This window comes from Bacteroides sp. CACC 737, from assembly GCF_013874375.1.
Taxonomy (GTDB): Bacteria; Bacteroidota; Bacteroidia; order Bacteroidales; family Bacteroidaceae; genus Bacteroides; species Bacteroides uniformis.
The window spans coordinates 1,969,018-1,984,108 of record NZ_CP059408.1 but is presented as its reverse complement, the minus strand read 5'-3'; the positions used below and the strand labels follow the sequence as shown (position 1 = coordinate 1,984,108).

Below are 15,091 nucleotides of genomic sequence, written 5' to 3'. Positions count from 1 at the left end.
ATGCATGAAAGATTTGAATCAGATGAAAAGTGGCTCAGGGAAGTGACTGATTGCCTCTATTGGTCTCTGATGTATGACTGGGATATTCCCAAGCGCATCCGGGATCACTATGGATTGACGGAGGATTACCGGCTGTATCATCAGCTCAGTGCCATGAAGAATGATGAATACAGGCAGAAAAGGCTGCTTGGTGAGATTCCGGATGTGCTGGAAATAGATGCGAGGCTGACACACCGCGCTGAAGAACTATTTGAAAGGCTCTGTCCCCGTCCCCCGGTCGAATATCTCGACAAGCTGAATACCGAATTGGAGAGATTGGGGCAGATAGCCGCTATACCGGAATCCGTTCATGATATTCTTCATGTCCATCCGGGATTTCTTGCCAAATATGGCATAGACAAGAACGCTTCCGCCACGGAACGTTCGTGTCAGGCTGAAAAAGCATACCGGGAACTGGATGCCCGGTTTGTCAGGATGACCGGACGCAGGCCGTATGCTGACGAACTCTTTGCCACTATCAGAAGCAAGAGGGAGGATTCCCGAATAGAGAACCGCACGAGACAGGCGCAACGGGCCATCCTACGGAATCTGCCGACCAAGGGGCGGAAATTCGGAATCTGATATTCAGCAGGATTATTCACTATAAAAACAAGAACATCATGAAAAAGAAAATTCTCATGCTGTGCATGGGCTGCTTCCTTGCCAGCTTCACAGTACAAGCCCAATGGGTCGTGAGCGATCCGGGCAATCTGGCACAGGGCATCATCAATGCCGCCAAGAACATTGTTCATACGTCTTCCACGGCGAACAATATGCTCAACAATTTTCAGGAAACCGTGAAAATCTACAAGCAGGGCAAGGAGTATTATGACGGTGCGCCCGTATAGGCGATATAATAAATATAGCATTGGCAAGCTATTAGGTAAGTGTTCCAATATTTACCTATCATCACCAGCTTATCTGCCCACGAAAGGACGGCAGGGAGTATAGCACGCTGGAAAGCCATAAGTCAATTAGTTATCAAATTGCAACTGAATGGTGAGATGAAACAGATAGATACGAGGATAAAATCCAAACTGATTGAATGATAGTCCAAGTGAACCCAGTATGTTTTATAGTGAAAGATAACTTAACTCGCTATACCGTAATACCTCTGTTGCGAGCGTCGTGTAGTAGAGGCAGGAACAAATTACGGCACAACCGCAGTAAGCGGTAACGGGCGGAAGTCATATCCGATAATCTATCATAGCCATGTTATTATATCGTAAACGGGGATTGCCTAAATCGGAACGCCGCAAGGCTATTAGGTACAGACCTATGAAAATCCGACAAGGCAACGGAGCTTCCGTAGTAGTCTGAGCAGGGGAAAGCCCTGTACATGGCGAAGGGAAGCAGCTAATAATTTTAATGCAAATAACGGAAAATGTGAGAGACATTATGAGAAGTCCAGAGTATGTATTAAACAGTCTAACGGAACACAGTGAAAATTTGAATTACAAGTTCGAACGCTTGTACCGTATCTTTTTCAATGAGGAAATGTATTACGTTGCCTACCAACGCATATATGCGAAACCGGGCAATATGACAGCAGGTGCAGATGGGAAAAACCATTGACCAAATGAGCCTGAACCGAATTGAACAACTGATAACATCGTTGAAAGATGAGAGTTATCAGCCCCAACCCTCAAAACGGGTGTATATCCCAAAGAAAAATGGGAAAATGCGTCCATTAGGTGTACCAGCTTTTAACGATAAATTATTGCAGGAAGTGGTCAGAATGATATTGGAAGCCATCTATGAAAGACAGTTTGAAAAAACGTCGCATGGCTTCCGACCCCTAAGAAGCTGCCACACTGCCTTGTCTGATATTCAGAAGACATTTTCGGGCGTGAAATGGTTCGTAGAAGGTGATATTAAGGGATTTTTCGACAATATCAATCATGAGATACTGATAGGTATTCTGAAAGAACGTATCGCTGACGAAAGATTTATTCGCTTGATTAGAAAATTTCTGAATGCAGGATATATCGAAGACTGGAACTTTCATAACTCCTACAGCGGAACACCGCAAGGCGGAATTGTCAGCCCTATCTTGGCAAACATATACCTTGATAAGTTGGATAAATTCATGAAGGAATACACTGAAAAATTTGATAAGGGGAAAGAACGGAAAAGAACCAAACAGGCAGTATCACTTGAAGGCAAACGACACCGTATTCTGAAAAAGTTGAAAGTGGTAAAAGACAAAAATGAAAGGTCAGAATTGATAAGACAATATAAGGCTTATCAAAAAGAAGGTTTGCAGTATTCTGATGGTGACGAAATGGATATGAACTACAGAAAACTCAAATACGTGAGATATGCGGATGATTTTCTAATTGGAATCATTGGCAGTAAACAAGATGCTATCATCATCAAAGAGGACATAAAGAACTTCCTCTATGAAAAGTTGGCTCTTACACTGTCCGATGAGAAAACACTTATCACCCATGCTGAAAACGCTGCAAAATTTCTCGGATATGAGATTTTTGTAAGGAAATCCAATGACACCAAAAGAAGCAAATACGGAGTACTAAGACGTGTCTTCAATAAGAGGATACAATTGGCACTTGGAAAGGATACGTTTAAGAAAAAGTTGCTCGAATATCGTGTTTTAGAAATAAAGATACACAACGGCAAGGAGTATTGGAAAGCAAAATCCCGTCCCAAACTTTCAAACAACAATGACTTTGAGATACTTGACAGGTACAACAAGGAAATAAAGGGCATTTACAATTACTATTGTTTGGCTAATAATTGTAGTAGTCTGTCAAAACTTGGGTATATCATGAAATATAGTATGTACAAAACATTTGCGCAGAAATATCGGACAACGATGTCGCAAATCCGAAAAAAGTACACCAAGAATGGACTTTTTTCAGTTAGATACTATTTAAAGAACGGTACTGCCAAAGACTTGACCTTTTATCATGGTGGGTTCAAAAAGAAAAATCCAATGAACATTAAGGATTTAGACAACTTGCCCAAATTCACATATCATCCTACAAACACAAGTCTTATAGATAGGCTGAAAGCGGAAAAATGTGAATTATGTGGAGCAGTCGATAAGTTAGTGATGCACCATGTGAGAAAATTAAAAAATCTTCAAGGGAAAACTACCTGCGAAAAACAAATGATGGCTCGCAAACGAAAGACTATTGCCATATGTGGTAAGTGTTACAAAAAACTCAGTAACAATGAATAGATTGATATTATTAGTAGAAAGCCGGATACGCGGAGACGTGTACGTCCGGTTTGGGGGCGAGCTTCCGAAAACCCACCGTAGTAATACGGCAGGGCGTTGGATGCTTAGCCTACGATTGCGCAAGGTCAAGAACCTTGTCCGGGATGCCCGCAAGGTCCAGCAGACTATCCTGATGGTGGGAGATATCACGGACATCTATGTCACCAGCTTCGAGCGTATGCTCAGCGACCCGTATTTTACACCGGAAGAACTGAGTGCCATTGCCCTTGGATACACCAAACTGCTGGAAGAAAGTGCCCATCTGCTGAACGACCTGAAGACGGTAGTCAACGAGAACGGGCTTTCCATGAACGACCAGGAAAGGATGGACATCATCGACCGCTGCTACAACGACATGCTGCAAAACCGAAGCCTGGTGCAGTATTATACCAACAAGAATATCGGGGTGTCCTACCTGCGTGCCAAGAAACGGAACGACCTGGACCGTGTAATGGCTCTCTACGGTTCACCGAACGAACGTTATTGGTAATCCTCATTCCGAATGCTTATGGTATTGTTGGCTGCAAATTTTGACAACCTGCATCAGATTTTACAGAATCTGTATGTGGAAATGATGCCGCTCTGCTCACAGATGACCGGTGTCGCCCGAGGGCTTGCCGGGTTGGGTGCTCTTTTCTATGTGGCATATCGTGTATGGCAGGCTCTGGCCCGTGCCGAACCCGTGGATGTCTTTCCGCTTCTTCGTCCGTTCGCCCTTGGACTCTGTATCATGTTCTTTCCGACGCTTGTACTGGGTACGCTGAACAGTATCCTGTCACCGGTCGTGAAAGGCACGCATACGATTCTCGAAAGCCAGACCTTTGACATGAACGAGTACCGGGCACAGAAGGACAAGCTGGAGATGGAGGCTATGAAACGGAATCCCGAGACTGCCTATCTGGTGGACAAGGAGGCTTTTGACAACAAACTGGACGAACTGGGCGCATTGGATGCGATAGAGGCCTGCGGAATGTATGTGGACCGTGCCATGTATAACATGAAAAAGTCGGTACAGGATTTTTTCCGGGAACTGCTGGAACTCCTTTTCAATGCTGCGGCACTGGTCATTGATACGCTGAGGACATTCTTCCTGATCGTCCTTTCGATACTCGGTCCCGTTTCCTTTGCCCTTTCCTGCTGGGACGGGTTTCAGGCATCTCTCAGCCAGTGGTTCGTCCGCTACATCAGCATCTACCTTTGGCTTCCTGTCAGCGACCTGTTCAGCAGTGTGCTGGCGAGAATCCAGGTGCTGATGCTACAAAGGGACATCGAGCAGCTTTCCGATCCGGATTTCATCCCTGACAGTTCAAACGCAGTTTACATCACGTTTCTGATAATCGGCATTATCGGGTATTTCACCATCCCGACCGTATCCAACTGGATTGTGCAGGCCGGAGGCGGTGCGGGAAATTATGGAAAGAACGTGAATCAGGCGGCATCCAAGACCGGCTCTGTGGTGGCAGGAAGTGCCGGAGCGGCGGTGGGAAACATTGCCGGAAGGCTGGTCAAGTGAATTTAGGCAATAACAGTATAAAACATTTACAGAATGGAATTCAAATCATTGAAGAATATCGAGACAAGTTTCAGACACCTCCGCCTGTTCGGAATCATCTATCTGTGTGTCTGTACGCTTCTTGTGGGATTTTCAGTATGGAAGGCTTACAGCTTTGCGGAAGCGCAACGGGAGAAGATCTATGTTCTGGATGAGGGAAAGTCGTTGATGCTGGCCCTTTCACAAGACTTGGAACAGAACCGCCCGGTGGAAGCGAGGGAACATGTCAGGAGGTTTCATGAACTGTTCTTTACACTGTCTCCCGACAAAAGCGCGATTGAGGGTAATATCCAACGGGCGATGTTTCTCAGCGACCGTTCTGCCTATGCCCATTATGTGGATCTGGCAGAGCAGGGATATTACAACCGGATCATTTCGGGGAACATGAGCCAGCGGATTGGGATTGACAGTGTCAGGTGCGATTTCAATACCTATCCGTATGAAGTCGTGACCTATGCGAAACTCTCCATTATCAGGGAGAAGAGTGTGACCGAACGCAGCCTTGTCACACGTGGCAGGCTGCTGAACTCCACCCGCAGCGACAATAATCCGCACGGTTTCATCCTTGAAGCCTTCCGTGTGGTGGAGAACAGGGATATCAGAGTGTATGACCGTTAAAATTTCGAATGTATGAAACAGATGTTTGTAAGAATCAAGGAAACCGTTGCAGAAAAGCTTCGGGGTTTGTGTGCCGGGCTTTCTCCGGAAAAGAGAATGTTGGCAGTCATCGTGCCGGCTGTCCTGTTTGCTCTCGGAAATTTCTATCTGATTTTCCGTGCCATCTATGACATCGGGCGGGAAGATGTACAGCGGGACATCATTGAGATAGCCCCGTTGGACATTCCGGATATCGTTCCTGCCGATACAATTCCGGATGAAAAAATGCAGGAAATGGAAGATTTCTTTAACCAATTCAATCAGGAAGAAAATGAGTAATAATGCAGACAAATTGAGACAGAGGCTGGAAATCAGGAAATATCTGGTTTTTGCAGGAATGTTCCTTCTCTTCCTTGGTGCGATGTGGTTCATCTTCGCACCGTCTAAAGAGGACAGACGAAAGGAGGGAAAAAATGCGGGCTTCAATACCGAACTGCCTGACCCGAGGGGAGCCGGCATAGAGGGAGACAAGATCGCTGCCTACGAACAGGCGGACATGAAGCGCAAACAGGCAGAAAAAATGCGCACGCTGGGAGACTTCTCCGGCATTTCGGACGAGAACTCCGGAACTCGCGTACAGCTGTCACCGGATGCGGATGACAAGGAAAGCAGCTTGCATGAAACCGGCCGAAGGGAGGAAGCCCGTTTTTCATCCGTTTCCGCTTACAATGACATCAACAGGACCCTCGGCAATTTTTACGAATCACCGCAGGAAGACCCGGAAAAGGAGGCCTTGAAAGCCGAGGTGGAACAGCTGAAGCAGGCGGCTGCCGCACAGAATGCACAGCCGGGCTATGAGGAACAGGTGGCACTTTTGGAAAAGTCCTACGAGCTTGCGGCCAAGTACATGCCGGGCAATGGCGGCAAAAACAAGAAAAACCATCCGGATGATGGAGAAAGAGGACGAGATGGAAACATGAAAGCCGTTCCCGTCGGGTTGGTCTCCACACACGTAGTATCATCGTTGCCGCAACCGGTCCGGGATTCCGTGTCATTAACGGGAAGGACATTGGCGGAAAGATTCCATACCCCGATTGGCCACAGGGATGAAAAAGACGTGAGGAATACCATACGGGCCTGCATCCACGGGAACCAGACTGTAATCAGTGGTCTGGGTGTGAAGATGAGACTTCTGGAAGCGATGCGTGTAGGAAAGCATGTCCTTCCCAAAAACTCCTTGCTCATCGGAGAAGGGCGCATACAGGGAGAAAGGCTTCACGTCAATATCCTTCAGGTTGAATATGGCGGTACCATCATCCCCGTGAAACTTGCCGTGTATGACAATGACGGACAGGAAGGTATCTTCATTCCGGGATCCATGGAAGCAAACGCTGTCAAGGAGGTTGCCGCCAATCTGGGGCAGAATCTCGGCACGAGCATATCCATCACCAACCAGTCGGCAGGCGACCAGCTGCTTTCCGAACTCGGGAAGGGTGCCATACAGGGTGTCTCGCAGTACATCTCCCGGAAGATGCGTGAAGAGAAGGTGCATCTCAAATCCGGCTATACCCTGATGCTTTATCAGAATGACAATCAATGACAACCCATTAAAATTCAATCAACATGAAAAAGTTATTTGTAATGCTTGCCCTTGCAGGGGGCACCATGGGCGCCTTTGCCCAGACTGAAACCGACAGTGCAGCGGTGGTAAACAAAGGAATCACACCGGTCAAGGAAGTGTATCCCCAAAAAGAGGAAGACGGGGACCTCTATCACGGGCTGACCCGAAAACTTACTTTCGACCGGATGATACCGCCGTACGGTCTGGAAGTGACTTACGACAAGACTACGCACATCATCTTCCCGTCTTCGGTGCGTTATGTGGACCTCGGATCGCCGAACCTCATTGCAGGCAAGGCGGACGGCGCGGAAAATGTCATCCGTGTAAAGGCTACCGTAAAGAATTTCCGTGAGGAGACCAACATGTCCGTGATAACCGAAAGCGGAAGTTTCTATACATTCAATGTAAAGTATGCGGAAGAACCGTTGTTGCTGAACATCGAGATGAAGGATTTCATCCATGACGGAAGCGAAGTGAACCGTCCCAACAACGCCCTTGACATTTACCTGAAGGAACTCGGCAGCGAGTCTCCGAAACTGGTATATCTCATTTCGAAGTCCGTCCATAAGGACAACAAAAGGCACATCAAGCATATCGGGAGCAAGGCGTTCGGCATCCAGTACCTGCTGCGCGGTCTTTACACCCATAACGGGCTGCTGTACTTTCATACACAAATCAGGAACCGGTCCAACGTGCCTTATGAGGTGGATTTCGTGACATTCAAGATTGTGGACAAGAAGGTGATGAAACGTACCGCCATCCAGGAGCAGGTGATATTTCCTTTGCGTGCTTACGATTATGTAACAACTGTCGCAGGGAAAAAGGACGGGCGCACCGTTTTCGTCCTGGACAAATTCACCATTCCCTCGGACAAGGTGCTGGTGGTGGAAATGCACGAGAAAAGCGGTGGAAGGCACCAGACCTTCACCGTGGAAAGTGAAGATATCGTGAGAGCCAGAGTTATCAACGAACTTAAAGTGAAGTAGTCATGAAGAAGTATCTGTTCCTATTCGTTACAGCCGTGTCGCTTGCCCTGTTCCCGGGGCGGGCACATGCCCAGCGGTACCTGCCCGGAATGAAGGGCGTGGAACTGCGCGGAGGATTTGCGAACGGCTCGAAATCCCCCTTGAATCATTATGCCGGATTTGCCGTTTCAGGATATACCAAAAGAGCCGACCGCTGGGTCATCGGTGCCGAGTATCTGATGAAGAATTACGGGTACCGGAACGTGAATGTGCCCTGCGCACAGTTCACGGCAGAAGGCGGCTATTACCTGAAATTCCTGTCGGACCCGTCCAGAACGGTCTTTCTCTCCATCGGCGGTTCCGCACTGGCCGGCTATGAAACCGTGAATTGGGGAGACAGGATGCTGTTTGACGGTTCAACGCTGCTCGCCAAGGATGCGTTTGTCTATGGCGGTGCGATAACCCTAGAGCTTGAGACTTACCTGACAGACCGCATTGTCCTACTTGCCAATATCCGGGAACGTGCCTTGTGGGGAAGTTCCCTGGATCTGTTTACAACCCAATTCGGATTGGGAATCAAATTCATTATCCATTAAAACTGTACCATCTATGACTATAGAAGAGATAAAAGCTATCCCTATCGCCGCTTTTCTGGCAAGGATGGGATATGAACCGGCAAGAAGACGGGGTGACGAATACTGGTATCTGGCTCCGTATCGGGAGGAACGCACCGCCTCGTTTCAGGTGAATGTACGAAAGGAAATCTGGCATGACTTCGGCACCGGGCAGGGAGGTGACATATTCAACCTTGCCGGGGAGTTTATCGGCAACGGGGATTTCAAGGCGCAGGCCAGGTTCATCACAGAGACATGGGGCGGTCTCGCCCCCGAGCACAAGACCGTTTCCCGCACTGATGGGAGTGACAGGGAGGATCTCCTCAAGAAGGAGAGTTTCACTGATGTACGCTTCGGGCCTCTATACAACAGAGTCCTGCTCCGATATCTGGCGGAACGCGGCATTAGCAGCGATGTGGCTGTACCGAACTGTCGGGAAGTCAGATATACCTTGCACGGGAAACGGTATTTCGCCATCGGATTCAGGAATGTCAGCGACGGATACGAGTTGCGCAACCGTTTTTTCAAGGCCAGCCTGTCACCTAAGGACATTTCACTGATGGATAACGGTTCGGACACATGCAACCTCTTCGAGGGGTTTATCGACTGCCTTTCGTGGCTGGAACTCGGTCTGGGATATGGAGACGATTATCTTGTGTTGAACTCAGTGTCATTGCTGGAACGCTCGTTCCCTATTCTTGACAGGTACGAGAGGATTAACTGTTATCTGGATCGGGATGAAGCCGGACGGCGCACGCTGGAGGCACTCCGTAAACGCTATGCGGATAAACTGGTGGATTGTTCCTCTTTGTACAAAGGTTACAAGGACCTGAACGAATACCTGCAACATAAGTTCCTGTAAGTATCGAATAAAGTATAACGTATTAAAATCTGATAGAATATGAATGCAATGAATAAAAAAAGAGGATTGGCCGGAATGGTGGCAGTCCTGTTCCTGGGTCTGACGGTTTTGCTGTTGTCCGCCTGTTCTGATGAAATGGAAGTACAGCAGTCTTACCCGTTCAAGGTGGAGACCCTGCCGGTTCCCACAAGTATTGTGAAAGGCGAGACGGTGGAAATACGCTGTGAACTCAAACGTGAAGGACATTTTTCCGATGCACGCTACACCATCCGCTATTTCCAGCCGGACGGCAAGGGCACGCTCCGCATGGATGACGGGATGGTGCTGTTGCCCAATGACCGCTATCCCCTTGACAGGGAAGTGTTCAGGTTATACTACACTTCTGAAAGCGAGGATCAGCAGACAATCGACATCTATTTTGAGGACAACAGCGAGCCGGCACAGCTTTGCAAGCTGACCTTTGACTTCAACAACGAGACGGAGGACGAAGATTCCGTCGTGACTGCGGATAGTAAGGAATTGCCGGTCACAATTGTCGGACACTAAGCCGGTCCTGCCTATGAGGTTAAATTCAATATGGTTTACAGTGTTTTGTGCCACCGTCTTTTTTCCAGGTATGCTGTTAAGGGCGGAGAATCCGGTTAAAACCAATCCGGACAGATTTAGTCTTGCTGTCGAGTGTCTCAAGCGATTCGAGGGCTGGCATGGAGAGAAAAAGCATTGGCCTTATGTCGGGTGGGGTCACAAGGTTCTTCCCGGGGAGAGGTTTACCAACAGCATCTCTAAAGCGCAGGGAGACTCCATTCTGAGGGAAGACCTCCGTAAGCTGTGCCGCATGTTCAGTTATCTGGGGCGTGATTCTTTATTGGCAGCAGTCCTTTCATATAATGTCGGACCCTACAGATTAAAAGGCTATGGGAAAAGACCAAAGAGCAGTCTGTTAAAGAAACTGGAGTCGGGAGACCGTAATATTTACAAGGAATATGTCTCTTTCAGGTGCTATAAAGGAAAAGTGGTTCCGAGCATCGAACGGAGAAGGAAGGTGGAATTCATGCTGCTTTTTGAAGAGTAAGTGAAAAAGGGAGAATCTTTCAGTTGTTATCACTGTCAGGTTCTCCCTTATTTTTTGGTTTTGTACGATTATTTGATAAGTTAGCATGTCAGTTTATCGGAATGGCATCCTGCACTTCCACCTCTTCAGAGAGACGGGAAAGCAGCAGTTCCGCCATGGCTCCATTCTGCGGAATGAGAGCCGGAAAGTCTGTCTTTCCAGGCTTATATATTTCAGTGGCCACGTTGTACAAATCCCATGCGGTAATTTGTCCCTTGCTCATGGCCAGTTTCAGCACCTCTTCCGTGAAGATGGAAATCTGGCTTTGGTTCAGCGGGTAGGTTTCCACAGTGGATGACAGGTTTCTGTCCGAACTGTCATGGGAGACGCGCAAGGCTGTCAGCAAGCCGATGTACAGGTAGATTTCTTCCATCGGGACGATCCGGCGTTTCAACCGCTGAATCCTTGCAATGTCCTCGTTCATGTTCACTTTGAAATTGGCCAGCCAGCCGTCCACGGTTTCGAAGAGCGCATCGGTTGTCACCTTCTTTTTCCCGTAATTGCAGATGCTCCGCTGCGGCGAGAGGATGCACTGGTTATGGCATATCTTCACGCAAGGGCCTATGGCTGCCTGTATGCCGTCCTGATGGTAGGCAACAACCAGTGTGGTCGTCAGTTCGTCTGTCTCCCAATCCTTGATCCGGATAGTAGCGAAGATACGGCGCAGGATATGGGCTTCCACGGCTTTTTCACCATGTGTCTGTTCTACCTGCGGGAGGATGCTCACTCCCGGCTGTGTCTTGTTTCTGTTCTGGGCAGCGAAGATTTCTTCCACCTCATAATCGAGATTGTATTTCTCACAGATGTCCATCATGCGGCGTATGACCTGGTAATGGTAGATGCCCTGCACCGGGTTATTATAGATGTCATTTTCTTTATAGGTGCGTTGGAGTGTCTCGAAGTTCATCACTTCAATTCCGTTTTTCTGGAAGTCAAACTGCTGTTGTCTTTCCATTACTGCCAATGTCGTTTCCATATTGAATTGAATTTTATAAAGTTAATACTGTTGTTTGCCTCTCATCAGGTGTGTATCTGCCATCCATGGAACGGCTGTAGTGTCACGGCGAAAGAACGGTCCGGGATTCCGTGATAGAGCAGACCGCCCACGATGCCTGTCCTTCCGTCGGGATATCGTTGGGTGAAGCCGAACGAATACGGGGCATGGTCATAGTAGAGTGAGATTTCGCTGGGATAGTCAGGATTTTCCTCCCAGCTCTTCAACCGTTCCAGGCATTTCTGGAGTGAGGTATCACCGATGGATTCGGCATAACGCTTTACATTCTCGGAATGTTCTTGATTCAGGATCTTCATGATTCATTGTTTTTTATCTGTTAAACACGTCCGGCTCCGGGAGCCGGTATTTTTATTTCTCACCTGCCTGACTGTCCCGTGGCCGTACCCGCAAGGTTTGGCGAAAGAAAATACCGCAGCCGTCAGGCGAGGATGATTTTCTTTCAGCCAACCCCGCAGGGGCCTGACCTTGGCCGGGTACACCGGACACGGGACTACCTTTGCAGGGTGGGAAATAAAATACACGGTAGTGTGCTTTGCATGGGCTGTGGCGATTCTCTTCCTGATTTGTTCGCCATTGCCGGACAAAAGATGTATTTTTGCAATTTCTAATTTCAGAATCATGGAAAACTATATAAAGAAAGCGGCGGATGCTTTTCTTGTGGAGCGTCCGTACGGTATGCGTGTGGATTACAGGAAGAAAGGTTTCGTCCTGTTTAACCGCAATCTCAATGTGTTGGGAAATGCGGAACAGGCCCGTCTGGAGGAACTGCCTCTGGAGCTGTTCAATGTGGAGGAGATACCATTGGCGGGTGAAATTGTGGAGGAACACGCCGGATTTACCGATGTGTTCTTCTATACCGATTTGACCAATCCTTATGCCGGATATGTGCTGAACCTGCAAAAACTGAAAGCCTATAACCAGTTTATGTTCCCGCTGGCAATGGTGCTGAACCGAGAATTGTGAGGCCGGAAGCCGGTAGCGGTAACAGCAGCATGGAGCAGACCGTTACCGCCCCGGATTTAATTATTTGCCCTCTTTTTCTGTTATGAACGCCAGATAGGCGGACACGGTCTTATGGCATCCGGTAAAGTCCGGAGTCCGGCAGCCCTTGATTTTCCGGAAACTGACGGTTCCGTTCCTGTCAATGCCCCTCACATGCCTGTTGAATGTCCCTTTGGTTCTGATATGGATGTCAAAACCGTCCCTCCCGGTGATTTCAAGGAACATTCCTCCCGTGATCCGTTCCCCGTCCAGGAATTTCTGTTTCTGTTCATCAAGCAGCCGCTGATGTTGCTCTTCCTGCACTCTGCGCTCTTCTGCCTCTTTCTTCTCCTGCTCCCTGCGTTTCTTCTCCTGCTTTCTTTTATATGACTCACGGGCTTGCACCAGGGAAGTGGTATCAAGTCCGAGAGCCTCGAACACGCGGACGGAAATCAAACTGACGAAGGATCCTCTTTTTGCACTTTGAAGCGTATCCGCAATCCAGTTCCTGCAATAGGTGGCAACTTTCTCTCTGCGGTCTTCTCCCTTGAGAAACCGGCGTGAATACTGCCCGCTGGAAAAATAAACGTTTTCAATCCGACAGACCACATGGAAACAGTCATCGTCTTCATTCCCATATTCGTTCTTTCTTGACAGGGAGAGATATACATTCTCTGCATACGGCTCCAGTTCCATATAAGGAGCCACGACGGTATTTCCGTCAGACTTGTACTTGAATACTTTTGCTTTCATACTATCGTTTAATTAGTCAGTTATTGCATATTTCATCTACCATCTCATGCTCCGTTCTCTCACCTTTTATAAAGGAGAACAGCCGCTGGAAAAAGAATGGAGCATGGTCTGTTCCCAGCTGTGAGCTTTCTCCGTTCCGTGTAGCGCATATGGCAAACCGTCCCAGTCCGAAACTTTCCGGTGGCGGTACGATGTGGAATGACAGATTTTCCGTACCGTTGATGTGAATACCTCCACGATAGGTATAGAATGTTTTTGAGGTCCTTCTGTCCGTGTCAATGTTCACACGGCTGTAGCCGTAGCGTTTCAGTTCTTGTATGATTTCCTTCTTTTTCATGGTTGTTGCAGTTGGATTTGATTTGAATGATTCATGTATTTTATCGCTTTCATCCTTTGGGGTATACTTTGCTCTGATGCCCATGCCCGGTATGCCCGGCTGTATTCCTCTCGTTCCTGTTCTAAAAGGTTTTCCGTTTCAGGCATATAGCCAAGGAACTCGATATAGCCTCCATTATACCCCGTCAGTCGGCACCGTATGCCGGCTTCCGAGAGTTTGTCCATCCGTTTTTGTGCATTTCTGGCACTGGAATACTGCTTCGGCCAGAAATAGTGTTCTCCCGTTGAGCCGTAGGCATCCTCTCCGAGAATCAGTTTTCCGGAAAACCTGAGGCTGGTTATGAAGTCAAAGCGTGCTTTGCCCAATGCCTGCCGCAGGGCCTTGTGTGCCGGACCTTCCGGATGCTTGAACGCTTGCGGTTTGTCTTGGCTCTTGAGCCCGGGCAGTTCCACTTTGTACGGCTGTCTGTAACTGCCTATCCCTAACGTGAGGTAGAAGTTGGTGTGGAAATAGTCGGTCATCGGGTCGCTGTCATCGAAGTTGTACGACATGACGAAATCGCAGATATTCTGCATAACCTCTTTGGCCCGGTCTGTCAGGGTCTTGTCGGACGAAATGTTGTAGTGGTTGACATCTCCCTGGACTTTTCCGGATTCTTTGGTGAACGCCTCGAAATCCGCTTTCATCAGCCGGATGTGGATGGAGTGGTAATTCTCGCGCCTGACCGAGAACCTGTATCCCGGATAGGTTTCCTTGAGACATGCACGTACCGGTTCCACAATCTCCGGTGCGTGCTGTCCCTTGTAATTACGGCCTTTCCAGCGGTATTCGTTATACACATATTCAGTGTACTCCTTTGCCGTGGCTCCCGAATGGTCATATTCATATCCGGTTGAAGTCGCAGATATATCCGGTTTGTCTTTCCAAATGTCGAAGAGCCTTCCAAACTCGGTATTCACCCATTGCATGATTGCAGTGTCACCACCCTTGTCCGGGTGATGCTGCAATGCCAGCCGGCGGTATTCTTTCTTCAGGTCCGCCAGCGAATGTATGTTTTGAAAATAGGTCATGGCTGTTGTCTGTTATGCCCCTGCGAGGCGGTTGATGATATATTCCTTGTGGTCGAGGTCGAATTCCTGTTCCTGTTTCTGAAGCGTCGTCCGTCATATATCGAGACGGCCCGCTCTACCAGAAGCCTGCGGCTGTCTTCCGAGAGTTCCAGATAGAACCGTTCCGCTGCACCGAATGTGCCCTTGTCCGTCGCCACGCACCATTTTTCCCAAAAATGCGGATACATGTTGCCATAGACGGCTTTGCATTCTTCCTCACTCCAGGCGTTCCACATATAGAAGAAGAAACTGGAGACTGCGTTTTCTGCCTGTAAATACATATCCTGCTCT

At 48.2% G+C, this 15,091-nt stretch carries 18 protein-coding genes and 2 pseudogenes; 14 read left to right on the top strand and 6 right to left on the bottom strand.

Annotated elements, in window-relative coordinates; all coding sequences use genetic code 11:
- From H1A11_RS08585 to H1A11_RS08525, 13 genes and pseudogenes are all read left to right on the top strand, one after another.
- Entirely contained in the window at window positions 1–621 is a 621-nt protein-coding gene (locus H1A11_RS08585; RefSeq protein WP_032946911.1) for a hypothetical protein, read from the top strand.
- Window positions 622–659: 38 nt separating this feature from the next.
- Window positions 660–875 (top strand): annotated as a pseudogene (locus H1A11_RS08580) (DUF4141 domain-containing protein); the annotation flags it as partial.
- A 562-nt stretch (window positions 876–1,437) separates the two neighbouring features.
- Window positions 1,438–3,244 (top strand): annotated as a pseudogene (locus H1A11_RS08575) (reverse transcriptase domain-containing protein).
- Window positions 3,237–3,773, top strand: a complete 537-nt coding sequence (locus H1A11_RS08570) for a conjugal transfer protein TraI (RefSeq protein WP_181758023.1) — start codon at window positions 3,237–3,239, stop codon at window positions 3,771–3,773. Before H1A11_RS08575 ends, H1A11_RS08570 begins: the two are co-directional and overlap by 8 nt.
- An 18-nt stretch (window positions 3,774–3,791) precedes the next feature.
- On the top strand, window positions 3,792–4,796 hold the full coding sequence (gene traJ, locus H1A11_RS08565) for a conjugative transposon protein TraJ (RefSeq protein WP_032946906.1): 1,005 nt from the start codon (window positions 3,792–3,794) through the stop codon (window positions 4,794–4,796).
- A gap of 33 nt (window positions 4,797–4,829) precedes the next feature.
- Entirely contained in the window at window positions 4,830–5,453 is a 624-nt protein-coding gene (traK, locus tag H1A11_RS08560; RefSeq protein WP_032946904.1) for a conjugative transposon protein TraK, read from the top strand.
- Window positions 5,454–5,465: 12 nt separating this feature from the next.
- Entirely contained in the window at window positions 5,466–5,771 is a 306-nt protein-coding gene (locus tag H1A11_RS08555) for a TraL conjugative transposon family protein (RefSeq protein WP_032946902.1), read from the top strand.
- Window positions 5,764–7,032 (top strand): conjugative transposon protein TraM, encoded by a 1,269-nt coding sequence (gene traM, locus H1A11_RS08550; RefSeq protein ID WP_032946900.1) that lies wholly within the window; start codon window positions 5,764–5,766, stop codon window positions 7,030–7,032. The genes H1A11_RS08555 and traM overlap by 8 nt, the downstream gene beginning before the upstream one ends.
- Before the next feature lie 23 nt (window positions 7,033–7,055).
- A complete protein-coding gene (gene traN / locus H1A11_RS08545) occupies window positions 7,056–8,039 on the top strand; it encodes a conjugative transposon protein TraN (protein ID WP_057325906.1) in 984 nt (327 codons plus the stop codon).
- 2 nt (window positions 8,040–8,041) lie between these two features.
- On the top strand, window positions 8,042–8,614 hold the full coding sequence (locus tag H1A11_RS08540; RefSeq protein ID WP_057325907.1) for a conjugal transfer protein TraO: 573 nt from the start codon (window positions 8,042–8,044) through the stop codon (window positions 8,612–8,614).
- Between the two features lie 13 nt (window positions 8,615–8,627).
- Window positions 8,628–9,494, top strand: a complete 867-nt coding sequence (locus tag H1A11_RS08535) for a toprim domain-containing protein (protein WP_032946892.1) — start codon at window positions 8,628–8,630, stop codon at window positions 9,492–9,494.
- Window positions 9,495–9,533: 39 nt separating this feature from the next.
- Window positions 9,534–10,040 (top strand): DUF3872 domain-containing protein, encoded by a 507-nt coding sequence (locus H1A11_RS08530; RefSeq protein ID WP_032946889.1) that lies wholly within the window; start codon window positions 9,534–9,536, stop codon window positions 10,038–10,040.
- A gap of 13 nt (window positions 10,041–10,053) precedes the next feature.
- The gene (locus tag H1A11_RS08525) at window positions 10,054–10,566 is read left to right on the top strand and encodes a glycoside hydrolase (protein WP_032946887.1); all 513 of its coding nucleotides are present in this window, start codon (window positions 10,054–10,056) and stop codon (window positions 10,564–10,566) included.
- An 88-nt stretch (window positions 10,567–10,654) separates the two neighbouring features.
- On the opposite strand, the gene H1A11_RS08520 is transcribed toward H1A11_RS08525, so the two are convergent.
- Both H1A11_RS08520 and H1A11_RS08515 read right to left on the bottom strand, forming a co-directional pair.
- On the bottom strand, window positions 10,655–11,581 hold the full coding sequence (locus tag H1A11_RS08520; RefSeq protein WP_057325908.1) for a hypothetical protein: 927 nt from the start codon (window positions 11,579–11,581) through the stop codon (window positions 10,655–10,657).
- A 44-nt stretch (window positions 11,582–11,625) separates the two neighbouring features.
- Entirely contained in the window at window positions 11,626–11,916 is a 291-nt protein-coding gene (locus H1A11_RS08515) for a DUF4120 family protein (protein ID WP_032946880.1), read from the bottom strand.
- A gap of 322 nt (window positions 11,917–12,238) precedes the next feature.
- Here H1A11_RS08515 and H1A11_RS08510 point away from each other — a divergent pair, with 322 nt between their 5' ends.
- Window positions 12,239–12,583, top strand: a complete 345-nt coding sequence (locus H1A11_RS08510; RefSeq protein WP_032946875.1) for a hypothetical protein — start codon at window positions 12,239–12,241, stop codon at window positions 12,581–12,583.
- A gap of 60 nt (window positions 12,584–12,643) precedes the next feature.
- Here the strand turns inward: H1A11_RS08510 and H1A11_RS08505 are convergent, their stop codons facing one another.
- Genes H1A11_RS08505 through H1A11_RS08490 form a run of 4 tightly spaced genes read right to left on the bottom strand, consistent with a single transcriptional unit; the run spans window position 12,644 to window position 15,081 of the window.
- Window positions 12,644–13,354 (bottom strand): cell envelope integrity protein TolA, encoded by a 711-nt coding sequence (locus H1A11_RS08505; protein ID WP_032946874.1) that lies wholly within the window; start codon window positions 13,352–13,354, stop codon window positions 12,644–12,646.
- A 16-nt stretch (window positions 13,355–13,370) separates the two neighbouring features.
- Window positions 13,371–13,691: a hypothetical protein gene (locus tag H1A11_RS08500; protein ID WP_032946869.1), complete on the bottom strand. Its 321-nt coding sequence runs from the start codon at window positions 13,689–13,691 to the stop codon at window positions 13,371–13,373.
- On the bottom strand, window positions 13,688–14,761 hold the full coding sequence (locus H1A11_RS08495) for an LPD29 domain-containing protein (RefSeq protein WP_181758022.1): 1,074 nt from the start codon (window positions 14,759–14,761) through the stop codon (window positions 13,688–13,690). The genes H1A11_RS08500 and H1A11_RS08495 overlap by 4 nt, the downstream gene beginning before the upstream one ends.
- Window positions 14,758–15,081 (bottom strand): hypothetical protein, encoded by a 324-nt coding sequence (locus H1A11_RS08490; protein WP_057325911.1) that lies wholly within the window; start codon window positions 15,079–15,081, stop codon window positions 14,758–14,760. Before H1A11_RS08490 ends, H1A11_RS08495 begins: the two co-directional genes overlap by 4 nt.
- Window positions 15,082–15,091 lie beyond the last annotated feature (10 nt).